The 22,876-nt window shown below is 72.1% G+C and carries 20 protein-coding genes; all 20 read left to right on the top strand.

Features of this window, described 5'->3' with window-relative positions; genetic code table 11:
- Nucleotides 1-153 precede the first annotated feature (153 nt).
- Entirely contained in the window at nucleotides 154-1,554 is a 1,401-nt protein-coding gene (gene dacB, locus ASG53_RS02470) for a D-alanyl-D-alanine carboxypeptidase/D-alanyl-D-alanine endopeptidase (RefSeq protein ID WP_235533809.1), read from the top strand.
- Nucleotides 1,551-2,657 carry a zinc-dependent metalloprotease gene (locus ASG53_RS02475; RefSeq protein WP_056128010.1) on the top strand — a complete coding sequence of 369 codons (1,107 nt, stop codon included), beginning with the start codon at nucleotides 1,551-1,553 and terminating at the stop codon, nucleotides 2,655-2,657. Before dacB ends, ASG53_RS02475 begins: the two co-directional genes overlap by 4 nt.
- Before the next feature lie 15 nt (nucleotides 2,658-2,672).
- Nucleotides 2,673-3,695, top strand: coding sequence for a tRNA lysidine(34) synthetase TilS (gene tilS, locus ASG53_RS02480; RefSeq protein WP_056128012.1), 1,023 nt, complete (start codon nucleotides 2,673-2,675; stop codon nucleotides 3,693-3,695).
- Between the two features lie 17 nt (nucleotides 3,696-3,712).
- Nucleotides 3,713-4,267 (top strand): hypoxanthine phosphoribosyltransferase, encoded by a 555-nt coding sequence (gene hpt, locus ASG53_RS02485; protein ID WP_012868174.1) that lies wholly within the window; start codon nucleotides 3,713-3,715, stop codon nucleotides 4,265-4,267.
- A 172-nt stretch (nucleotides 4,268-4,439) separates the two neighbouring features.
- Nucleotides 4,440-6,512, top strand: a complete 2,073-nt coding sequence (gene ftsH / locus ASG53_RS02490) for an ATP-dependent zinc metalloprotease FtsH (RefSeq protein WP_056128016.1) — start codon at nucleotides 4,440-4,442, stop codon at nucleotides 6,510-6,512.
- Nucleotides 6,509-7,117 (top strand): GTP cyclohydrolase I FolE, encoded by a 609-nt coding sequence (gene folE / locus ASG53_RS02495; RefSeq protein ID WP_056128019.1) that lies wholly within the window; start codon nucleotides 6,509-6,511, stop codon nucleotides 7,115-7,117. The genes ftsH and folE overlap by 4 nt, the downstream gene beginning before the upstream one ends.
- Before the next feature lie 11 nt (nucleotides 7,118-7,128).
- Entirely contained in the window at nucleotides 7,129-8,175 is a 1,047-nt protein-coding gene (folP, locus tag ASG53_RS02500) for a dihydropteroate synthase (RefSeq protein ID WP_056128022.1), read from the top strand.
- Nucleotides 8,172-11,717, top strand: a complete 3,546-nt coding sequence (folK, locus tag ASG53_RS20245) for a 2-amino-4-hydroxy-6-hydroxymethyldihydropteridine diphosphokinase (RefSeq protein WP_056128025.1) — start codon at nucleotides 8,172-8,174, stop codon at nucleotides 11,715-11,717. Before folP ends, folK begins: the two co-directional genes overlap by 4 nt.
- Nucleotides 11,717-12,199, top strand: a complete 483-nt coding sequence (locus ASG53_RS02510; protein ID WP_056128029.1) for a DUF3180 domain-containing protein — start codon at nucleotides 11,717-11,719, stop codon at nucleotides 12,197-12,199. Before folK ends, ASG53_RS02510 begins: the two co-directional genes overlap by 1 nt.
- Nucleotides 12,183-12,707 carry a PH domain-containing protein gene (locus ASG53_RS02515; RefSeq protein WP_082543729.1) on the top strand — a complete coding sequence of 175 codons (525 nt, stop codon included), beginning with the start codon at nucleotides 12,183-12,185 and terminating at the stop codon, nucleotides 12,705-12,707. Before ASG53_RS02510 ends, ASG53_RS02515 begins: the two co-directional genes overlap by 17 nt.
- Nucleotides 12,704-14,179, top strand: coding sequence for a PH domain-containing protein (locus ASG53_RS02520; RefSeq protein ID WP_056128035.1), 1,476 nt, complete (start codon nucleotides 12,704-12,706; stop codon nucleotides 14,177-14,179). Before ASG53_RS02515 ends, ASG53_RS02520 begins: the two co-directional genes overlap by 4 nt.
- A complete protein-coding gene (locus tag ASG53_RS02525; protein WP_056128038.1) occupies nucleotides 14,176-15,114 on the top strand; it encodes a Rossmann-like and DUF2520 domain-containing protein in 939 nt (312 codons plus the stop codon). The genes ASG53_RS02520 and ASG53_RS02525 overlap by 4 nt, the downstream gene beginning before the upstream one ends.
- Complete coding sequence (panC, locus tag ASG53_RS02530; protein WP_056128040.1) at nucleotides 15,114-16,106, top strand: pantoate--beta-alanine ligase; 993 nt, start codon at nucleotides 15,114-15,116, stop codon at nucleotides 16,104-16,106. Before ASG53_RS02525 ends, panC begins: the two co-directional genes overlap by 1 nt.
- Nucleotides 16,103-16,558, top strand: coding sequence for an aspartate 1-decarboxylase (panD, locus tag ASG53_RS02535; RefSeq protein WP_056128043.1), 456 nt, complete (start codon nucleotides 16,103-16,105; stop codon nucleotides 16,556-16,558). The genes panC and panD overlap by 4 nt, the downstream gene beginning before the upstream one ends.
- A complete protein-coding gene (locus tag ASG53_RS02540; RefSeq protein ID WP_056128046.1) occupies nucleotides 16,555-18,252 on the top strand; it encodes an L-aspartate oxidase in 1,698 nt (565 codons plus the stop codon). The genes panD and ASG53_RS02540 overlap by 4 nt, the downstream gene beginning before the upstream one ends.
- Nucleotides 18,253-18,364: 112 nt before the next feature.
- Complete coding sequence (gene nadC, locus ASG53_RS02545; RefSeq protein WP_442983370.1) at nucleotides 18,365-19,264, top strand: carboxylating nicotinate-nucleotide diphosphorylase; 900 nt, start codon at nucleotides 18,365-18,367, stop codon at nucleotides 19,262-19,264.
- Nucleotides 19,265-19,367: 103 nt separating this feature from the next.
- Nucleotides 19,368-20,900: a lysine--tRNA ligase gene (gene lysS / locus ASG53_RS02550; RefSeq protein WP_082543730.1), complete on the top strand. Its 1,533-nt coding sequence runs from the start codon at nucleotides 19,368-19,370 to the stop codon at nucleotides 20,898-20,900.
- Nucleotides 20,901-20,943: 43 nt separating this feature from the next.
- Complete coding sequence (locus ASG53_RS02555; protein WP_056128052.1) at nucleotides 20,944-21,135, top strand: hypothetical protein; 192 nt, start codon at nucleotides 20,944-20,946, stop codon at nucleotides 21,133-21,135.
- A 94-nt stretch (nucleotides 21,136-21,229) separates the two neighbouring features.
- On the top strand, nucleotides 21,230-21,562 hold the full coding sequence (locus ASG53_RS02560; protein ID WP_056128054.1) for a histone-like nucleoid-structuring protein Lsr2: 333 nt from the start codon (nucleotides 21,230-21,232) through the stop codon (nucleotides 21,560-21,562).
- A 163-nt stretch (nucleotides 21,563-21,725) separates the two neighbouring features.
- Nucleotides 21,726-22,835 carry a lactonase family protein gene (locus ASG53_RS02565; RefSeq protein WP_082543731.1) on the top strand — a complete coding sequence of 370 codons (1,110 nt, stop codon included), beginning with the start codon at nucleotides 21,726-21,728 and terminating at the stop codon, nucleotides 22,833-22,835.
- The last annotated feature ends 41 nt before the right edge of the window (nucleotides 22,836-22,876 follow it).

Below are 22,876 nucleotides of genomic sequence, written 5' to 3' on the forward strand. Positions count from 1 at the left end.
TGTCGGATCGGGGTGGGAGATCGCCCGAGGTGCCCTGAGTGACCTAGTCTGACCGCACGGTGTGCGCGAGAGCACGCCACGGCGCCCACGCGAGCGAGTGCGGGACGCCGGCAGCCGCGAGACCGACCAGAGGACACGACGAGCATGGCGCTGATGGCCCGAGTAGTCACGGGGACTGTCGCGGCAGCCCTCGTCGTCACGGGTGGGTATGCCTGGGCCGACATCCACGACTTCGTCCCCGGCATCCTCACGATCGGCCCAGAGCCCGCCCCGCCGGCCCCGTTCCCGACAGCCCCGGGAGCCACCCTCGGTGCTGCGCCCACGAGCGTGGTCAGCACCCTCGACCCTGCCGCGCCGACGCCCGGGGCCGCGGAGCTCCAGGCAGCCGTCGACGCCGTCGTGGCAGACCCTCGCCTCGGTCCCTCTGTCGGGGTCGTCGTCTCGGACGCGCTGACCGGCGAGGTCCTAGCCTCCTCGACCCCGGGCACGCCACGGGTCCCGGCGTCGATCCAGAAGCTCTTCACGGCCGCCGCGGCGCTGAGCACCCTCGACCCCGACTCCGTCCTGACCACCACGGTGACGCAGGCTGCGTCAGGGCGGCTCACGCTGGTCGGCGGCGGCGACATGATGCTCGCTGCCGGTGCGGGCGACCCCGCAGCCGTCAACGGGCGTGCCGGGCTCGACGACCTCGCGGCGCAGGTCGCCGAGACCCTCAGGCTCACCGGGGGCACGACGGTCCAGCTCACGCTCGACGACTCGCTCTTCACGGGCTCGGCGACGGGCCCCTGGGCCGACGACATCCCGGGCCTGGGCTTCGCGGCCCCGGTCGCCGCCGTCGCCGTGGACACCGGGCGGCTCAGCGCGGGGGAGTACGCGCCGCGGACCGACGACCCGGCCATGGCCGCCGCACGCACCTTCGCCGCGGCCCTCGGCCAGCACGGCGTCACGGTCGAGGGCGAGCCGACCCGTGGGACGTCGGGGGCTGGCGACACCGTCCTCGGATCGGTCGACTCCGCACCCCTCGGCCAGGTGGTCGAGTACTTCTTGCACACCTCGGACAACACCATCACCGAGGTGGTCGGTCGGCTCGTCGCGATCGAGGCCGGTCTCCCGGCGTCCTTCGGGGGCGCGACCCAGGCCGTCGCCCAGCAGCTCGACAGGCTGGGGGTCGACACCGAGGGCCTCACGCTCGCCGACGCGAGCGGGCTCGGTGACGGGTCCAGGGCCTCGGCGACGACGCTGGCAGAGCTCCTCGCCGTGATGTCGAGCCCGTCGCACCCCGAGCTGCGGACCGTCATGACGGGCATGCCCGTCGCCGCGCTCGACGGGACGCTGAGCGACCGCTTCGTCTCGACCGACGCCGCAGGGCTCGTGCGGGCCAAGACCGGCAGCCTCCCCGGGGTCACCTCCCTCGCCGGGAACCTGCTCACGGACGACGGTCGCGAGCTGTTGTTCGTCGTCATGGCCGACCAGGCCCCCGGACCCGGCCAGTGGGACGCCCGGGCCGCGATCGACGGCTTCGTGGCTGCGCTGACGGACTGCGGCTGCCGATGAGCCAGCAGGACCAGCAGCCTGGGAGGCAGGCCCGCGAGCTCGTCGACTGGGAGGACGCCGCCCAGATCGCCGGCAGGCTCGCGAGCCCCGGACCTGTCGCGAGCCGGGACGAGCTCGAGGCCCTCGTCGCGTCGCTGCGCGGGGCCGCGGCCCGGGCCGTCGACCCCGTCCTGGAGATCACCCGGATGACCGCGGCCGACGGTCGTGACCTCTCCGCGACGGGGCTCTCCGGGGTCCTCGTCCTCGACAGGCCGGGATGGGCCAGGGCGAGCGCCCGCTCGATGCAGTCGATGACCGCCGGGGCGCTGCGCCTGCCGACCCGGTCCGTCCCGCTCGCCGCCGAGCTCGTCGCGAGCGCCGAGGTGGGCGCGACCCTCGCGCTGCTCTCGACCAAGATCCTGGGCCAGTTCGACCCCTTCGGTCCTGCCGACGGCAACCTGCTGCTGGTCGCACCGAACGTGCTCCAGACCGAGCGGGACCTGCGCGTGCGCCCCGAGGACTTCAGGCTCTGGGTGTGCCTGCACGAGCAGACGCACGCCCTCCAGACCGCGGCCGCGCCGTGGATCGCCGACCACCTCCGCGCGAAGACGCAGACGCTCCTCGCGGACCTCAGCACCAGCACGAGCGACCTCCGGCAGGCACCCGCCCGACTCCTCGGCGCGGCACGCGCGGTCGTCTCGGCCGTGCGGGGCACGACGGGGCCCGACGGGCAGACGCTGTCTCTCGTCGACGGCGTGCTGACCCCCACGCAGCGCCAGGCCCTCGACGAGGTCGGTGCCGTCATGGCTCTGCTCGAGGGGCACGCCGACGTGGCCATGGACGCCGTCGGCAGCTCGGTCGTGCCCACGGTCCGCAGCATCCGCCGGAAGTTCAGCGCCCGCCGCTCGGCCGGCGGCACGAGCACACCGGACAGGGTCCTGCGCAGGCTCCTCGGCATGGACGCGAAGATGGCGCAGTACCGCGACGGTGCGGCCTTCGTCCGGGGCGTCACGCGCGTCGTGGGGACCGACGGTGTCAACGCCGTCTGGAGCGGACCCGACGCCCTGCCCTCCCCGCGCGAGATCGCCGACCCCGTCGCGTGGGTCCGTCGTGTGCACGGCTGAGCTAGGCGCCCTCGGGTGAGCGGACCGCCACGGGCCGTCGCCCTCGCGCGGCTGCACGTGCGTGCAGCTCTCGCGCCGCTGGCCGCCGAGCACCCGGGTGCCCTGGTGCTGGTCGCGTGCTCGGGCGGCGCCGACTCGCTCGCGCTGGCCGCCACGACAGCCTTCGTCGCGCCGCGGCTCGGTCTGCGCGCCGGGGCCGTCGTCGTCGACCACCGGCTCCAGGACGGCAGCGACCAGGTGGCAGCGGACGCCGCCGCCCGCTGCCGCGCGCTCGGGCTCGACCCCGTCGAGGTACGCACCGTCCAGGTGGCCCGGGGCCCGGGGTCCGGCGGCCCTGAGGGTGCGGCCCGCGACGCCCGCTACGCGGCGCTGGGGGAGGCTGCCGACCAGAGGGGAGCCGTCGCCGTCCTGCTCGGCCACACCGCGGACGACCAGGCGGAGTCTGTGCTGCTCGGGCTGGCCCGCGGGTCCGGGGCGCGGTCGCTCTCGGGCATGCGCGCCGAGGTCGGGCGCCTGCGCAGACCGCTGCTCGCCCTGCGGCGCTCCGAGACCGAAGAAGTCTGCAGCGCAGCCGAGGTCGACTGGTGGACCGACCCGACCAACGCCGGGGACGGTCCTGACGCCCCGCTGCGGTCGAGGGTGCGGGCCGCGGTCCTGCCGCTGCTCGACGACGTGCTCGGACCTGGCGTCGTGGACGCCCTCGTCCGCACGGCCGACCAGCTGCACGACGACGACGCCGCGCTGTCGGCCCTGGCCCGAGAGCTGCTGTCCGCGGCGCTCGTCGACGAGGACGGTCCGGGCCGCGTGCTCCTCGACGTCGCGGTCCTCGAGGCCGCGCTCCCGGCGCTGCGGACCCGGGCGCTGCGCCTGGCGGCGCTCGCCGCAGGGTGCCCGGCGGGAGCCCTCGGTCGGGAGCACGTGCTGAGCCTCGACGGGCTCCTGACGCGCTGGCGCGGACAGGGCCCTCTCCACCTGCCGGGGGGCGTCACGGCCACCAGGGTGTGTGGCAGGCTTGTCCTCGAACCCCCCCACCACTGACTCAAGGAGCCCTCCCCGTGGGATCTGCCCAGGCTGGCGACATCCATCACATCCTGCTGAGCGAGGAGGAGATCGCTGCGAAGCTCGACGAGCTCGCGCTGCGCATCGACGCCGACTACGCAGGCAAGGACCTCCTGCTCGTCGGGGTCCTCAAGGGCGCCGTCATGGTGATGGCCGACCTCTCGCGCCGCATCGAGCACCAGGGTGTCGAGATGGACTGGATGGCCGTGTCGTCCTACGGCTCCGGCACCAAGTCCTCGGGTGTCGTGCGCATCCTCAAGGACCTCGACGCCGACCTCTCCGGCCGCCACGTCCTCATCGTCGAAGACATCATCGACTCCGGCCTGACGCTGTCCTGGCTGATCTCCAACCTGCGCAGCCGGGGGCCTGCGTCGGTCGAGGTCGCCGCGATGCTGCGCAAGCCCGACGCCGCCAAGGTCGAGGTCGACGTCCGCTACGTGGGCTTCGACATCCCCAACGAGTTCGTCGTCGGCTACGGCCTCGACTACGCCGAGAAGTACCGCACGCTGCCCTTCGTGGGCACGCTCGCGCCGCACGTCTACGAGAGCTGAGCCGAGCGCTGCCGAGCAGCGCAGGCACCACCCCTGACCCCTCCGGTCGGCCCCGATCGTCCTGCCCTGGGCGAACAGGCCCGGTCGGAGGGGTCAATCTTCAGGGTCGCCGTGTATTTTCGACGACGTACCAGTGTGCGAGCGGAAGGATGCGGGGCGTGCCCCGTCGTCGATGAACATGAAACGCATTGTGAGCGGACCGTTCCTGTGGATCGTCCTCGGTCTGGTGATCGTCGGCTTCGCCCTCAGCACGCTGTTCGGTGAGAAGGTCTCCAAGATCGACACCTCGGACGGGCTCACGCTCCTCGCGGGGGACACTGTCGAGCAGGCCCTCGTCGTCGACGGAGACCAGCGCGTCAGGCTGACGCTGACCGAGCCCTTCACGGTCGACGGCGACGACAAGGGCAAGAGCGTCGAGTTCTACTACGTCGAGCCCCAGGGCGAGCAGGTCGTCGACGCTGTCGTCAAGGCCGACCCCGAGAAGGGCTACAACTCCGAGGTGGCCCGAGCCGGCTTCCTCTCGTCGATGCTCTCGATCATCATCCCGTTCCTCATCATCGGCGTGATCTTCTACTTCATCCTCTCGCGCATGCAGGGTGGCGGCTCGCGCGTCATGGGCTTCGGCAAGTCGAAGGCCAAGCTCGCGACCAAGGACACCCCGCAGGTGACCTTCGCCGACGTGGCCGGTGCTGACGAGGCCGTCGAAGAGCTCCGCGAGATCCAGGAGTTCCTCTCCGAGCCCGCCAAGTTCCAGGCCGTCGGTGCCAAGATCCCCAAGGGCGTGCTGCTCTACGGCCCTCCCGGGACCGGTAAGACCCTGCTGGCCCGCGCCGTCGCCGGCGAGGCCGGCGTCCCGTTCTACTCGATCTCCGGATCGGACTTCGTCGAGATGTTCGTCGGTGTCGGTGCCTCCCGTGTCCGCGACCTGTTCGCGCAGGCCAAGGAGAGCGCCCCGGCGATCATCTTCGTCGACGAGATCGACGCCGTCGGCCGGCACCGTGGTGCCGGCATGGGCGGCGGCCACGACGAGCGCGAGCAGACGCTCAACCAGCTCCTCGTCGAGATGGACGGCTTCGACGTCAAGGCGAACGTCATCCTCATCGCCGCGACCAACCGCCCGGACATCCTCGACCCCGCCCTGCTGCGGCCGGGTCGTTTCGACAGGCAGATCGCCGTCGAGGCCCCCGACCTCCAGGGCCGCGCCGACATCCTCGCCGTGCACGCCAAGGGCAAGCCGATCGTCGAGGGCGTCGACCTGCGCGCCGTCGCCCGTCGGACCCCCGGGTTCTCGGGCGCCGACCTCGCGAACGTCCTCAACGAGGCCGCGCTGCTCACAGCACGCAGCGGAGCCCAGCTGATCGACGACCGCGCCCTCGACGAGGCGATCGACCGCGTGATCGCGGGACCGCAGAAGCGCACCCGCATCATGAACATCAAGGAGCAGAAGATCACGGCGTACCACGAGGGTGGTCACGCCCTGGTCGCCGCTGCGATGCGCTACACGGACCCCGTCACCAAGGTGACGATCCTGCCGCGCGGCCGCGCCCTCGGCTACACGATGGTCATGCCGTCGGAGGACAAGTACTCGACCACCCGCAACGAGCTGCTCGACCAGCTCGCCTACGCGATGGGTGGCCGCGTCGCCGAAGAGCTCGTCTTCCACGACCCGACCACGGGGGCGTCGAACGACATCGAGAAGGCGAGCGCCACGGCCCGCAAGATGGTCACCGAGTTCGGCATGAGCGAGCGCCTCGGTGCGATCAAGCTCGGGCAGAGCGCCGGCGAGCCGTTCATGGGCCGCGACATGGGGCACCAGCGCGACTACTCCGAGGCTGTCGCCGGGACCGTCGACCACGAGGTGCGTCGCCTGGTCGAGGCTGCGCACGACGAGGCGTGGTCCGTCCTCGTGGAGTACCGCGACGTGCTCGACCACCTGGTCCTCGAGCTCCTCGAGAAGGAGACGCTCAACCAGGCCGAGCTCGCCGCCATCTTCGAGCCCGTCGTCAAGCGCGAGCCGCGCGAGGTGTGGCTCTCGAGCGAGCAGCGCGCCGTCTCCGACCGCGGGCCCGTCCTCACCGAGGCCGAGAAGGCCCTCCAGGGTGACGCCCCGGTGATCCCCGAGGACGAGGCCGCCGCAGCCCGCGACGAGCACCCGGCCGAGGCCGTGGGCGAGGTCCCGCCGGGCGGGACCGTCGGACCTGTCGACCTCGCCAAGCCCGGCGCGAGCGACGAGACGGGCGCATGAGCGACGTGACGGACGAGAGCGGCGTGCACGCCGAGCACGGGCAGGTCGACCTCCCGCGCGCCGCCGCGGCGGTCCGCGAGCTGCTGATCGCCGTCGGTGAAGACCCGGACCGTGAAGGCCTGCTGGACACCCCGGCCCGGGTCGCCCGGGCCTACGCCGAGACCTTCGCAGGGCTCCGGCAGGACCCGGCCGACGTGCTCAACGCGGTCTTCGACATCGGCCACGAAGAGATGATCCTCGTGCGCGACATCGAGGTGTACTCCACCTGCGAGCACCACCTGGTGCCCTTCCACGGGGTCGCCCACGTCGGCTACATCCCCGGGGTCGACGGTCGGGTCACCGGGCTGAGCAAGCTGGCCCGCCTGGTCGACGTCTTCGCCAAGCGCCCGCAGGTCCAGGAACGTCTGACCGCGCAGGTCGCCGACGCGCTCGTCGAGCACCTGGCGCCGCGCGGCGTGATCGTCGTGATCGAGTGCGAGCACCTGTGCATGTCGATGCGCGGCGTGCGCAAGCCTGGCTCGCGGACCGTCACCTCTGCGGTCCGTGGCCAGATGCGCGAGGCCGCCACCCGGGCTGAGGCCATGAGCCTCATCGTCGGGCGCTGACGGCCCAGGCCATGCCTCTGCCGACGAACGCCGGCTCCACGGCCCTACCGGGTCCGGAGCCGCTGCCCGCGTCCCTGCGAGGGCGTGACCGGACCCTCGTCATGGGTGTCGTGAACGTGACCCCTGACTCGTTCTCCGACGGCGGCGAGTGGTTCGAGCCCGGGGCAGCGATCCGTCACGGACGCGAGCTGCTGGCCGAGGGCGCCGACGTCCTCGACGTCGGCGGTGAGTCGACGCGTCCGGGGTCGGCGCGGGTGAGCGTCGAGGACGAGCTCGCGCGGGTGCTGCCCGTGGTGCACGCGCTCGCCGCCGAGGGTGCCGTCATCTCGGTCGACACGACCCGGGCCGTCGTCGCCGAGCAGGCCGTCGCCGCGGGTGCGCTCGTCGTCAACGACGTCTCGGGTGGCCTCGCCGACCCCGCCATGGCTGAGGTCGTCGCACGGACCGGGGTCGTCTACGTCGTCATGCACTGGCGTGGGCACGCCGACGTCATGGACAGCCTCGAGCACTACGACGACGTGGTCCTCGACGTCCGCCGCGAGCTCGCCGAGCGGGTCGACGCCCTCGTCGCCGCAGGCGTGCGCCGCGAGCAGCTCGTCGTCGACCCCGGGCTCGGCTTCTCCAAGGCCGGGTCGGCCAACTGGCCGCTGCTCGCCGGGCTCGACGAGCTCGCGTCGCTCGGTCTCCCAGTGCTCGTCGGAGCCTCGCGCAAGAGGTTCCTCGGGCACCTGCTCGCAGGCGCGGACGGGGAGCCTGTCGCTCCGCTCGAGCGTGACCACGCGACAGCCGCCGTGAGCGCCCTCGCGGCCGCAGCGGGCGCCTGGTGCGTGCGCGTCCACGAGGTGAAGAGCACAGCAGACGCCGTCCGGGTTGCCCAGGCATGGGTCGGTGCCGGACGATCACTGGACCGCTCGGGGACACCCGGGCCAGATCTTCCTGGAGGCGGGACCGTGCTCGACGACGAGCGCGGCGCCGTAGACCAGGCTCCGGGCGCCGCGGCGCCGCACGACCACACGACAGCACCACGACGGACGACGAAGGACGGGGAGAGCGCATGAGCACCTTGGTGCAACGATCGGTCCTGGACGCGAGCGGCTTCCCGCTCGACCAGATCCAGATCCTCGGGATCGCGGCACGAGGCTTCCACGGCGTGCTCGAGAGCGAGCGCGAGGCGGGCCAGGACTTCAGCGCCGACGTGACCCTCTACCTCGACACCCGTGCGGCTGCGCGGGACGACGACCTCGACGAGACCGTGAACTACGCGCTCGTCGCCCAGGACGTCGTCGACATCCTCTCCGGTGCCCCGGTCGACCTCATCGAGACCGTCGCGGAGCAGATCGCCGCAGCGATCCTCGACCGCCCGCTCGTGGCCTCGGTCGACGTCACCGTGCACAAGCCGCAGGCCCCGATCCCCGTGCCGTTCTCCGACGTGACCGTGACGATCAACCGCGACAGGCTCAACGTGCCCGTGGTCGCGTCGCCGGTCGCCCCTGCACTCGACGAGATCCCGCTGGTAGACCGCGCCGCTGAGCCCGTGGCCCTGCCGGTCGAGGGCGATGCGCCGCAGCCCGTCCCGGGGCTCCCCGCCGGGGTCGAGGAGCCTGCCGTCGCGCTCACGGCGCTGCCGGCCGTCGTCCCTGCCCCGGCCGATCTCCCCGAGGCCTTCGAGCCCGTCGCGCTCCGGGTCGACGAGGTCGACCACGCACCCGAGGCCGAGGCGCCGCAGCCGTCGGCCAACCCGACGCTCGACCTGCCCCTCGGGGTCCTCACGGCTCCGGTCGCCGCCCGCGAGGCCGACCCCGCGAGCTACGGCGAGTCCGAGCTTCACCTCGAGTCCGACCTGGTCCACGAGGGTGACGAGACGTCTGAGGACTCTGCGCCTGCGTCGCCTGCAGGCACCGCGAGTGCTGGTGCACCGTCTGGTCTGCCGGAGGTCGCCGCCGTCCCGCCCCTCGACGAGGCAGCCCTCGCCGAGCAGGCACGCCTCTCGGAGGAGGTCCGCAGGCCTGAGGTCTTCGGTCTGCGTCCGCGCACCGAGGTGCACGACAGGTCTGAGCCGAGCGTCAGCCCCGCCGTCGACCCTGAGGACGACGTCCGCGGGACGTCGACGGGCCAGGACGCCGAGCCGGCACAGGATGCCGTGGACGAGACGGTCGACGTCACCTCGTCGGCCGCTGCACCGGACGAGGCCGAGGTCCCTCCAGCACACGAGGGCCTGGAGACCGACGAGAGCGCTCGAGCCGCCGGTGATGCACCCGCCGTGGACGGGCGAACCGTCGGCACGACGGGTGAGGAGCCCACAGCGACCGAGCGTCCTGGCGGGCGTCAGCCGAGTGCCGCCTTCTTCGCCGCGGCGAGCGCCGCGGTGCTCAACGCGAGCCGTGAGCGCGCCCCGCTGAGCTTCGAAGAGCTGCTCAACCCGACTGCTGCCACAGCGCCGTCGGAGGTCGCAGCCTCGGAGCAGGCTCCGGATGCAGATGCAGATGCAGATGCAGATGCAGCCGCAGTCGCGTCGCGCCGCGACGAGAGCTCGGCTGTGGAGCCGACCCAGGTGGTGCCGACGTCACCGGGCGACGAGGACGGCGCCCGCGACGACGCAGCCGACGAGACTGACCACGAGCACGGCGCTCCGACCGACGCTGCGGGTCTCGTCTCCGCGGACGAGGACGATACAGAAGCCGAGACCGCCCACGGCGAGCCTGTTCACCACGAGGCTGCGTACGAGCAGGTAGCGCACGAGCAGCCAGCGCACGACGAGACTGCGCACGAGCAGCCAGCGCACGACGAGACTGCGCACGAGCAGCCAGCGCACGACGAGGCTGAGCACGACGACGCTGCTCACCACATCGCTGGTCTCGACGGCTCGCCGCACTCGGGTGCGGCGGCTGAGGAGACGGCCGTCGGCTCTGCGCCTGAGGATGCTGATACCCCGCCCTCCGAGGCCGGAGACAGTGCACGCCTCGACGAGACCCAGGTCATGGCCCCGGTCCGCGACAAGCTCGTGAGCGCGCCGGTCGTCGAGCAGGACGGTGACGGTGACGTCTACGCCCCTGACGACGAGCACGCCGAGCAGGTCACGTCTCCTGCCTCGGAGGACGACGCACCCTACGTGCCGGAGTTTGCCCTGGCGCCACTGGCCCCGTTCACCCCGCCGACCGCGGTCGTTCCGACCGAGGCTGAGCAGCAGACTGTGCCCGGGTGGACACCTGAGCACAGAACCGACGAGGCGCAGACCGGTGCGCTCGACACTCACGGGATCCCTGCCGACACCGACGAGGCCCTGACCGGCTCCGGTGAGGCCTGGTCCGAGGATCTCGGCTCGGACCGGACGAGCATCGACGAGCAGACCGAGCAGACCGAGCACACCGAGCACCTCGACCACACCGAGGACGCCGGAGACGACGACAGCGTCGACGGCGAGGACGGTCACCTCGCTGCTGACGACTCTCCCGCGGCTGAGGCGTCCGAGCCCGAGCACACCGGCAGCGGGTCTGTGCCCGAGGCTCCCGCCGTCGACCACGAGTCGGCAGTAGACCAGCTGACGACCCCGACGGCGCCGGTCCCCGTCGTCACGGCGACCCCGGGCGAGGGCCTGCCGACGGACGAGACCGGTGCTGCCACCTCCGCACCGGCAGGTGTCCCGAGCCTCGGCCTCGGGACCCAGACTGTCGCCGGTCCCTTCGGCGACCTGTCCGAGCCCGAGGACGCGCACCAGATGCCGCTCCAGCTCGACCGCATGGACGCCCGGCCGGACGAGCCTGTCGACGCCGTGCTCGCGCTCGGCGCCAACCTGGGCGACGCCCAGGGCACCCTGCGTCGCGCCGTCGCCGAGCTCGGGACCCTCACCGGGGTCGACGTGGTCGAGGTCGGGCCGCTCGCCCGCACCGCAGCCGTCGGTGGACCCGAGCAGCCCGACTTCCTCAACACCGTCGTGATCGTCCGCACCACCCTCTCGCCGCGCGAGCTGCTGCTCGGCTGCCAGTCGGTCGAGGCCGGTAACGGGCGGGTCCGTGACGTCCGTTGGGGCCCGCGCACCCTCGACATCGACATCGTCGTGTACGGCGACGTCATCGGGTCTGCCCCGGACCTCGAGCTCCCGCACCCTCGCGCCAACGAGCGCGCCTTCGTGCTGGCGCCCTGGGCGCACCTGTCGCCCGATGCGCACCTGCCCGGCCTGGGTGGCGGACCTGTCGCTGCCCTCGCCGCCACGGCCCACGACCGCGAAGGGATCCGCTGGCTGGCCCTCGACTGGTTGCACGACGCCGAGGTCCCCACGGCAGCCCAGGTGCGGCGTCCCGCGACGGTCGCCCCGGCGCTGACCGCCGTGCAGGTCGTCTCGGTCCCTCAGCCCGAGACCGACCAGGCGGTCGACCAGGTGCCCGACGGCGAGGACGCCGGTCAGACGGGGTACCAGCCCGAGGCCGCAGCAACCGCCGGTGCCGTCGAGCCCGATCCCGCCAGCGCCGACCACGAGCACGCCACGGATGGTCTCGCCGGAACTTCTGACGAGGGCTTCGGCTGGCCCGGGGGGCCGCCCGTGATCGAGCACCCCGAGCTGCAGGACGACGACAGCCCGGCCTCGCCGGACCGCCCGGTCTGATGGGGCGCACCCGGTCGTCGACTCTCGCCCTGGTCGCCGCGGCCACGGGTGCTGTGACCTGGGGCGTGCTCAGCCTCCTCGACTCACGCGGCACCCATCTGGCCCCTGTGCTCTGGGTGGTGGCCCCCGTCCTCGTGGTGGTGGCCGCGCTCGTGCTGTGGGCGGCGAGCGCGGTCCGCTCGTTCCTGCGCGGGCGACGTCCCTCGCTCGACCCGATCCGGGCAGCGCGGACCGCCGCGCTCGCCAAGGCGTCGTCGCTGACCGGCGCGCTGCTGGCCGGCTGGTACGCAGGCCAAGCCCTGCTGACCCTCCCGCACCTGCAGGTCGAGGCTCAGCAGGGTCGAGCCTGGAGCGCTGGCGCAGCCGCGGTCGCGGCCGTCGTCCTGGCCGTCGCGGGGCTCGTCGCCGAACGGTTCTGCGAGCTCCCGCCCCCGGGAGACGGCGAGCCGACGCAGATGCGAGAAGATGGTGCCCATGACTGACCAGACAGGACCTCGGGGCGTCTCGCCCTTCGACCCCGACGGCATCGAGTGGCAGCGCGTGTCGAGCAGGCTCGCGACGGCGCGCTTCGTGCTGCTCGGGATCTTCCTCGGCCTGCCGCTGGTCGCCCTCGTGGTGCTCGCTGTCCTGCTGCCCCAGGCGGGCCCGTGGTTGTGGGCCTCGGCCGCGGTCCTCGCCGTGGTCGTCGCATGGTCGGCCGCCGTCGTCTCGCGCCAGGTCCGTGCGATCGGCTACGCCGAGCGCGACGACGACCTGCTCATCCGCAAGGGCGTGATGTTCCGCAGCCTCGTCGTGGTCCCGTACGGGCGCATGCAGTTCGTCGACGTGACAGCCGGTCCGCTCGCCCGTCGCCTCGACATCTCCTCCGTCCAGCTGCACACAGCGTCCCCGGGCACCGACGCGACGATCGACGGCCTCCAGCCTGCCGACGCCGCCCGCCTGCGTGACCGCCTGGCGTCGCGCGGCGAGGCCCGGCTGGCGGGACTGTGACCAGCGTCGGACCGAGCGCCGACGACCGCCCGGACACACCAGAGACCGAGCCCGCGGTCGAGACCGGCGCTGACGCCGTCCCGCCGGCCGAGCTCGAGTGGCGGCGCCTGCACCCTGTCACCCCGCTCGTGCGCGGCTGGGCCGTGCTCGCGGTCATCTTGTTCATGGTCGGGCGGCAGTCGATCGAGAGCATGCCCGAGGGTGACATGAGCCTGGCGACGGACCACTGGGGCTTCGTCGTGCTCGGGATCCTCGGTGTGGGGCTCGTCGGCGGGGTCTGGGCCTGGTTGTCCTGGCGCATGACGCGCTACGCCTACGACCGCGACGCCGTCTACGTGCACTCCGGCATCCTCTTCAGGCAGCAGCGCAAGGTCCGCCTCGACAGGCTCCAGGCCGTCGACATCGTCAAGCCTCTGCTTGCACGCTTCTTCGGCCTGGCCGAGCTCAAGCTGAGCGTGGCCGGGGGCGGCGACTCGGGCGCTCGTCTCGGGTTCTTGCGGGACGCCGACGCGAACCAGCTCCGCAACCTGCTGCTCGCCCGTGCGGCCGGGGTCGAGACCGCCGACGGCACAGACCCCGTCGAGGAGGCTCCGGAGAACGCCGTGCTCGAGGTCCCCGTGGGCCGGCTCGTCGGGTCCGTGCTGCTCAACGCCGCGACGATCGTCCTGCTCGTGGGGGTCGTGGCCGCCGTGACGACAGCGATCGTCATCCGTCAGGTGGCCCCGCTGTTCACGGTCCTGCCGATCGTCTTCGGGCTCGGGGCCTACGTGTTCTCGCGATTCTCCGGCGGCTTCGGGTTCACCGGGGCGATCTCGCCCGACGGGATCCGGCTCCGGCACGGGCTGCTCGAGACGAGGTCGCAGACCATCCCTCCGGGGCGGGTCCAGGCGATCCGCATCCAGCAGGGGCTGCTGTGGCGCGCGGCCGGCTGGTGGCGTGTCGAGGTCAACGTGGCCGGCTACGCGGAGTCGACCGACGGAGAGCAGGCCGGTGCCGTCCTCCTGCCCGTCGGCAGCCGCGACGACGCGCTGCGTGCCCTGTGGCTGGTTCTCCCCGACCTCGGCGCGGACGACCCGACGGCCGTCCTCGACGCGCTGCTGAGCGGGTCCGGGGACGATCTCGGCTTCGTCACGAGCCCACGACGGGCGCGCTGGCTCGACCCCCTCGCGTGGCGTCGCAACGGCTACGCGGTGACAGGTCGCGCGCTCCTGATCCGACGCGGTCGTCTCGTCCGCACGGCGGAGGTCGTCCCGCACGAGCGCACGCAGTCCCTCGGCCTCGACCAGGGTCCGCTGCAGCGTCGCCTCGGCCTGACCAGCTTCGTGCTGCACTCGACCCCCGGACCCATCGGTCCGCGTGTGGTCCACCTCGGCGACGACGAGGCCTCGCGCCTGCTCGCCGACCAGGCGTCGCGGGCCCGTGCCGCCCGCACGTCGGCCGGACCGGAGCGATGGATGCAGGCCGCCGGATGAGCGAGACGACAGGGTCCCGGCGCCCCGGACGGCTCGGTGTCGGGATCGTCGGCGCAGGCCGGGTGGGAGCCGTGCTGGGCAACGCGCTGCGCTCGGTCGGCCACGCCGTCGTCGGTGTGTCGGCGATCTCCGAGGCCTCCCGCGAGCGAGCCGGGGCCATGCTGCCCGGTGTCCCGGTCCTCGACGTCCGTGACGTCGTCGAACGCTCCGAGCTCGTGCTGCTCACGGTCCCGGACGACGCCCTCGGGCCGCTCGTGTCGGGTCTGGCCGACCTCGGGGTCTGGCAGCCCGGCCAGATCGTCGTGCACACCTCAGGCCGCTACGGCACCGACGTGCTCGCGCCGGCCCGGGCCCAGGGCGCGATCCCCGTGGCGATCCACCCCGCGATGACCTTCACGGGGACGTCCCTCGACCTCGGCAGGCTCGAGGGGACGACCTTCGCGGTGACGGCGCCGGGGCCCGTCCAGCCGATCGGCCTCGCGCTCGTCGTGGAGATCGGCGGTGAGCCTGTGGTCATCGCCGAAGAAGACCGTGGGCTCTACCACGCAGCCCTCGCACACGGCGCGAACCACCTCGTGGTGCTCGTCGCGCAGGCGGCGCAGGCGCTCCAGGTCGCCGGGATCGACGACCCGGGCCGCGCGCTCGCGCCGCTGCTGCACGCCGCGCTCGACGGCGCGCTGCGTGCGGCGGACGGCGTGGGAGACCCCGTGCAGACCCTCACCGGACCCGTCGTGCGCGGCGACGCGGGCACCGTCGAGACGCACCTCACCGAGCTCGCGTCCCTGGCCGCGCACCGCGACGCGACCGACACCGTCGACAGCTATCGCGCCCTCAGCAGGGCAGCCACCGTGCGTGCGCTCGCCGCAGGCCGGATCAAGGACGGGCAGGCGCAGTCCCTGCTCGACGTCCTGAACGCCCCCCAGAAGGAGAACTGATGCTCAGCGGCCACCCCAGGCCAGTCGTGACCACCACCCGCGCGGACCTCGCGCAGGTGCTCGCCCGTCCGTCCGACGCCCCGCTGCGCCGCCGCGCCGTCGTCATGACGATGGGTGCTCTGCACGCGGGCCACCTCGAGCTCGTCCGTGAGGCCCGTCGCCTCGCCGACGAGGTGGTCGTGACGATCTTCGTCAACCCTCTGCAGTTCGGCCCGGGGGAGGACCTCGACAGCTATCCCCGGACCCTCGACGCAGACGTCGCGCTGCTCGCCTCGGTCGGCGTCGACGTCGTCTTCGCACCGACCCTCGACGAGATGTACCCCGACGGACGCCCGATCGTCAGCGTCACCGCCGGCCGCATCGGCACCGTCCTCGAGGGTGCATCCCGGCCCGGCCACTTCGACGGGGTGCTGACAGTCGTCCTCAAGCTGCTGCACCTCACCGCGCCCGATGTCGCGGTCTTCGGCGAGAAGGACGCGCAGCAGCTGCTCGCCGTCCGCAGGCTCGTGCACGACCTCGACGTGCCTGTGACGATCCACGGTGTGCCGATCGTCCGCGACGACGACGGCCTCGCGCTGTCCTCGCGCAACGCCTACCTCTCGGCCGAGGAGCGGTCCCGCGCGCTCGCGCTGTCCTCGTCGCTCGCCGCAGGCCGCGACGCCGCGCTCCGTGGCGCCCAGGCCGACGAGGTCCTCGAGACGGCCCGGGGAATGCTCGGGGCTGCCGAGGGCGTTGACGTCGACTACCTGGTGCTCGTCGACCCCGCTACCGTGGACGACGTGCCCCCGGACCACACAGGTCCCGCCCTGCTGCTCGTCGCGGCTCGCGTGGGCACCACGAGGCTCATCGACACCATGGCGGTCGAGCTCGACGGCGCGGTCTCCGACAGCGCCGGCACCGGCCGAACCGGCACCGGCCGATCCGGCGCCGACGGCCCCGCCACCACAGCCAGCACCACCACCCAGCACCGCACCACCGGAGGAACCCCGTGACGTCTCTGCAGCGTCCGATGATGATCGGCAAGATCCACCGCGCGACGGTGACCCAGGCCGACCTGCACTACGTCGGCTCGATCACGATCGACAACCTCCTGCTCGAGGCGGCCGACCTCTACCCGGGCCAGCAGGTCGACGTCGTTGACGTCACCAATGGCTCACGCCTGACCACCTACGTCATCCCCGGCGAGCCGGGCTCCGGCCAGGTCTGCATCAACGGCGCCGCAGCCCACCACGTGCACCCCGGCGACACCGTGATCATCATCGCGTACGGCATGCTCGCCGACGCCGAGGCCCGGCACTACCTCCCGCACGTCGTGTTCGTCGACGAGGACAACCGGATCGTCGAGGTCTCCGACGAGCCCGGTCTGGTCCCGGCAGGCTTCGACCTCGAGCCGAGCGGGCTCGCGATCGCGCCGTTCCAGCAGCCGCACGGCGCGCAGGGGTGACCACCCTCCTCACGACGCTCGCCGCCCCCGACCCCGGGTGGACCACCGAGGCGGACGTCGTCGTGGTCGGCTCGGGCATCGCTGGTCTGACAGCAGCGCTCGAGCTGCGGACCCGCGTCCCGCGCGTCCTGCTCGTCACCAAGGACGCGCTGTCGTCGGGCTCGACGGTCTGGGCCCAGGGCGGCATCGCTGCGGCCCTCGCACCGGGAGACTCGCCGGCGGCACACCTCGAGGACACCCTGGTGGCCGGCGCGGGCGTCTGCGACCCCGCAGCCGTCGAGGTCCTCGTCACCGAGGGTCCGGCGCGCGTGCGCGAGCTCGTGGCGCTCGGCGCGCTCTTCGACACCGACGGTGGCGGCGAGATGTCCTTGACCCGCGAGGGCGGCCACCACGCCGACCGCATCGCGCACGCGGGCGGAGACGCGACGGGTGCGGAGATCTCCCGCGCTCTCGTGGCCCAGCTCGAGGCCGTGCGCAACGACCCGGGCATCGAGGTGATCGAGCACGCCCTCGTCATCGACCTCCTGACGAGCGCAGGTCCCCTCACCCCGACGAGCCCCGACGGGCTGCGGCGCTCCGTCTGCGGCGTCACCCTGCACGTCAAGGGTGCGGGCAGCCGAGACGGCGTCGGCGCCGTCCGCAGCCGTGCCGTCGTGCTCGCGACAGGGGGGATCGGGCAGTCCTTCATGGCCTCGACGAACCCGCCGCAGGCCACGGGCGACGGCACCGCAGCCGCCCTGCGCGCCGGCGCGACGCTGGGCGACATGGAGTTCGTGCAGTTCCACCCGACGGTGCTCTGGCTGGGCTCGGGCGCCAAGGGGCAGCTGACGCTCGTGTCCGAGGCCGTGCGCGGCGAGGGGGCGTACCTGGTCGACGTCTTCGGTCACAGGTTCATGCCCGCGGTCCACCCCATGGCCGAGCTCGCGCCGCGCGACGTCGTCGCCCACGCCATCGTCCGGCAGATGGCGGCGACAGGCTCCGACCACGTGCTGCTCGACGCCCGCCACCTCGGTGCGGACTTCTTGCGGCGCCGGTTCCCGACGATCACCGAGCGTCTGCTCGAGCAGGGCTTCGACATCACCGAAGAGCCCGTCCCCGTCGCGCCCGCCCAGCACTACCACTCGGGGGGTGTGGTCACGAACCTCGACGGTCGCTCGGCGGTGCGTGGCCTGTACGCCGTCGGCGAGGTCGCCTGCACTGGCGTGCACGGCGCCAACAGGCTCGCGTCCAACTCGCTGCTCGAGGGCCTGGTCTTCGCGCACCGCGCCGCCGAGGACATCGCGAGCAGGATGGCAGCCGGCGAGCTGCCGCTGCTCGATCCGGTCCCGCGCCCAGGGCCCACGGGCCTCGTCATGGCCGCGAGCCGGACACGGATCCAGCGGGTCACCTCGACGGGCAGCGGCGTGATCCGCTCGGCGGAGAGCCTCGCCGTGGCCGCCGAGAAGCTGGCCTCGGTCCGCACCGACGCGAACCTTCCCGAGGCTGTGGCCGGGGACCTCAGCGCGCAGCCGCAGACCGCCGAGTGGGAGACGAGCAACGTGCACCAGGTGTCGACGGTCCTCACCGCGACGGCAGCACGCCGCGAGGAGAGCCGCGGCGGTCACTTCCGCTCCGACTTCCCCGAGCGCGACGCGGCCTGGGAGCGCCGCGTCGTCGCCTCGCTCGCCGAGGACGGGACGCTGCTCGTCGACTGACGCCGGTGCGCTGACCAGCGTCGGCTACCGTGGGCGCGTGACTTCAGCAGCCCCCGAGAACCAGCCCACCGTCGGCGCCGAGAGCGCCGCCGTGCCCACCTCCGCAGCTGCTGTGCAACCTGCGGTGGTCCCCGGCCTCGACCACGCGTGGGTCGTCGACGTCGTCCGACGGACCCTCAGCGAAGACCTCGGGGGAGACCCCGGCCGCGACGTGACGAGCCAGGCGACCATCGCGGTGTCCTCGGGTGCTGTCGCCCACCTCGTCGCCCGCCAGGCCGGTGTGGTCGCCGGGCTCGTCGTCGTGCACGAGGTCGTCGCCCAGGTCTCGGCACGCTTCGGCCTCGGGCAGGTCACCGTCGAGCTCGACGTCCAGGACGGGACGCGGGTCGAGGCAGGGCGCAGGCTCGCTGTGCTGACAGGTCCGGTCCAGGTCCTGCTGATGGCCGAGCGGTCGCTGCTCAACCTCGCGAGTCGCGCCTCGGGTGTCGCGACCGCGACCCGGGCGTGGGCCGACAGGCTCGACGGGACCGGTGCGACGGTCCTCGACACCCGCAAGACGACCCCGGGCCTGCGCGCGCTCGAGAAGTACGCGGTCCGGGCCGGTGGCGGGACCAACAAGCGCATGGGGCTGTACGACGTCGCGATGGTCAAGGACAACCACGTCGTCGCCGCAGGCTCGGTGACCGCGGCGGTCGCGGCGGTCCGCGAGGCCTTCCCCGACGTCCTCGTCCAGGTCGAGGCGGACACCCTCGACCAGGCCCTCGAGGCTGTCGCCGCGGGGGCGACCTTCTTGCTGCTCGACAACATGCCCACCGACGTCCTCGCGGCGACTGTCGCAGCGGTCCGGGCGGGCGAGGCGACGACAGGCCGGATCGAGCTCGAGGCGACAGGCAACCTGACGCTCGACCGTGCGGCCGAGGTCGCTCGCACGGGTGTCGACTACATGTCCGTCGGCGGGCTCACGCACTCGGCGCCCATCCTCGACCTCGCGCTCGACCTCGTCGCACGCTGACCATCCCGTCGAGAACCGCCGGGTGACCAGGGTCTCGACCGTGCCCGCCCCTGGAGCCCTCCGCGGCGGTCTGCGGGTCGCGCGGCTCCACTAGGATGGCGGGGTGACTTCTGAGCAGACTCCCGCGCCCGCAGACCCGACCGTGACGACCGGGGAGTCTGACCTCCCCGAGCAGCTGCGGGTGCGTCGCGAGAAGCGCGACAGGCTGCTCGAGCGGGGCGTCGAGGCCTACCCCGTCGAGGTGCCCCGCACCCACACGATCGCTCAGGTCCGCGCTGCGTACGCGCACCTGGAGACCGGGGAGGAGACCGACGACGTCGTGGGTGTCGCCGGTCGTGTCGTGTTCCTGCGCAACTCCGGCAAGCTCTGCTTCGTCTCGCTGCAGGACGGCGAGGGCAACCGTCTCCAGATCATGCTGAGCCTGGCAGCCGTCGGCGAAGAGTCCCTCGCCGCCTTCAAGTCTGACGTCGACCTCGGCGACCACCTGTTCGCGCACGGCCGGGTCGGCAGCTCGCGCCGCGGTGAGCTGAGCATCTTCGCCGACTCGTGGCAGATCGCCGCCAAGGCGCTCCGCCCGCTCCCGGTCCTGCACAAGGACCTCTCCGAGGAGGCCCGCGTCCGCCAGCGCTACGTCGACCTCATCGCGCGCCCGGCTGCCCGTGACGCAGCCCGCCTGCGCTCCGGAGTGGTCCGCTCGCTGCGCGAGAACTTCCACGAGCGCGGATTCATGGAGATCGAGACCCCGATGCTCCAGACGATCCACGGCGGCGCTGCGGCGCGCCCGTTCACGACCCACATGAATGCCTTCGACATCGACCTGTTCTTGCGGATCGCCCCCGAGCTGTTCCTCAAGCGGGCCGTCGTGGGCGGTATCGAGCGCGTCTTCGAGATCAACCGGAACTTCCGCAACGAGGGTGCCGACTCGACCCACTCACCTGAGTTCGCGATGCTCGAGGCGTACGAGGCTTATGGCGACTACAACACGATGGCCGTGCTCACCAAGAATCTCGTGCAGAAGGCAGCTCTCGACATGTTCGGGACCACTCTCGTGACGCTCGCCTCGGGTGAAGAGTACGAGCTCGGCGGCGACTGGACCGAGCTCACGATGTACGGCTCTCTGTCCGAGGCTGTCGGTGAGGAGATCACCCCGGAGACCTCCGTCGAGAGGCTGACCGCACTTGCTGACGCAGCCGAGATCTCGCTCGACCCCAAGCGTGTGAGCCACGGAAAGCTCGTCGAAGAGCTCTGGGAGCACCACGTGGGTGATTCTCTCTACGCACCGACCTTCGTCCGTGACTTCCCTGTCGAGACCTCGCCCCTCACCCGCGACCACAGGACGGTCCCCGGCCAGGTCGAGAAGTGGGACCTCTACGTCCGCGGCTTCGAGCTCGCGACGGCCTATTCCGAGCTTGTCGACCCGGTGATCCAGCGCGAGCGGTTCGAGGCTCAGGCTCTCCTGGCGGCTGCCGGTGACGACGAGGCCATGGTCCTCGACGAGGACTTCCTCACCGCGATGGAGTACGCGATGCCCCCGAGCGGTGGCATGGGGATGGGCGTCGACCGTCTGCTCATGGCGCTCACGGGGCTCGGGATCCGCGAGACGATCCTGTTCCCGCTGGTCAAGCCGCAGCGCTGACGAGGGTGACCCGAACCGTGCAGCACCGTCGTAGGCTGGTCCTGTGAGCACCTTCTGGACTTCTGTCGCCGCCCTCGTCCCCTCGATCGGGGTGGGCGTCCTGTTCTACTTCGCGATGCGATTCATCATTCGCGCCGACAGGAACGAGCGGGCGAATCTCGCACGGCTCGACGCCGAAGAAGATGCGCGCGAGGCCGCTGTCACGGCGTCCAAAGAGCCTGGCGTCACCCCGTAAATCCTCCGGATATCTGTTCTCCAGTTGACGTGCAATCAGAAATGATGCGAGCATGAAGTCCCCTGCAGTGAAACAGAAGCGTGAGGTATCTCAGATGGCACAGAAGGTCCAGGTAATTCTGGTCGACGACCTCGACGGCGGAACAGCCGACGAGACGGTGACGTTCTCCCTCGACGGCGTCTCCTACGAGATCGACCTCTCGACCGACAACGCGTCGGCATTCCGTGACTCGCTGGCGAGCTGGGTCGGTCACGCACGCAAGGTCGGGCGTTCCGCTGCTCGTCCGGCAAAGCGTTCTACCCGTTCTTCCTCGGGTGGCACGTCCGCGAACGACATCCGCGAGTGGGCTCGTGCCAACGGGCACACCGTGAACGAGCGAGGCCGTATCTCGGCCGAGATCAAGGCTGCCTACGAAGCAGCTCACTGACGTTCTTCGGCGTATGCCGCTGACGCCTCACGGCGCGGTCGGCCAGCGTCGCTCGGCGGTGCGAGGAACGATCTCGCAGCGCCGGCCAGAAGGGCGGTGGACCTCAGGGTCCACCGCCCTTCTGGCGTCTCCGGGAGCGGTGCGGCATCGCTAGGCTGAGGGCGTGACCACGGACTCCGCACCCCAGCAGCGACTTCTCGTCGGAACATATCCAGCCTCGGGAGAGCCAGGGTCGGGTGAAGGGATCTGGTCGCTCGACCTCGATCTCGGTTCCGGGGAGCTCTCCGGAGCACGGCAGCTGGTCGAGGCCGTGTCACCGTCGTTCCTCGCCCTGAGCCCGGACCGTGACGTCGTCGTCGCGGTGTCCGAGACCTCTCAGGGGCGTGTGCGGACCTTCGCCGTCGAGGGAGACGCGCTGGTCGCCACCTCCGACGCCTCGACGGGCGGAGAAGACCCCTGTCATCTTGTCGTCGGTCGAGGTGACGTCCTCGTCGCGAACTACAGCACGGGGAGCCTCGCGGTCCTGCCCACCTCCGCCGACGGGCGCCTCGGTGGATCTGTGGCGACCTTCGCGCACACGGGTTCCGGGCCGGTCCGTGACCGGCAGAGGTCACCCCACGCGCACTTCGTCCTCGAGGTGTCGGAGCGGTTCGTGTGGGTGAGCGACCTCGGGACCGACGAGATCCGCCGCTACCGCAGGACGTCGACACCGGGGGTCCTGGTCGCCGACGGGGTGGCCGTGACCTTCCCGCCCGGCACCGGCCCCCGTCACGTCGCGCTGGGGGCCGACGGCACGGCCTTCGTCGTCGGTGAGCTGGACTCCCAGGTGCACGTGGTGCGCACGGCATCAGACGGGAGCGGCGTCCTGGTCGCCAGCCTCCCCGCCTGCTCGACCCCCGCGACCGAGAAGGGCAGCTTCCCCTCGCACATCGCTCTCTCGCAGGACGGTACCCGGCTCTACGTGGCGGTCCGCGGTCCTGACGTCCTGGCAGCCTTCGCGGTCGAGACCGGCGACGGCGAGGGCCCTGTCGTGCGTCACCTGGCGGACTCGCCCTCCGGTGTGGTCTGGCCTCGTCACCACGCCGTCCTCACCTCGTCCGCCGCCCGGGTCGAAGGTGAGGAGCCGGACGGTGGCCCTGTCTGCGACCTCGTCGTGGTCGCCGGGCAGACCTCGGGTGACGTGACAGCGCTCAGGGTCGACCGGGAGACGGGGATCGCCGACCTCGTGTCGTCTGTGCCGCTGCCAGCACCGGCCTGCATCATGGCGGTCTGACGGTCTGACGGTCTGACGGTCTGACGGTCTGACGGTCTGAC

This window comes from Sanguibacter sp. Leaf3, from assembly GCF_001425965.1.
Classification (GTDB): domain Bacteria; phylum Actinomycetota; class Actinomycetes; order Actinomycetales; family Cellulomonadaceae; genus Sanguibacter; species Sanguibacter inulinus.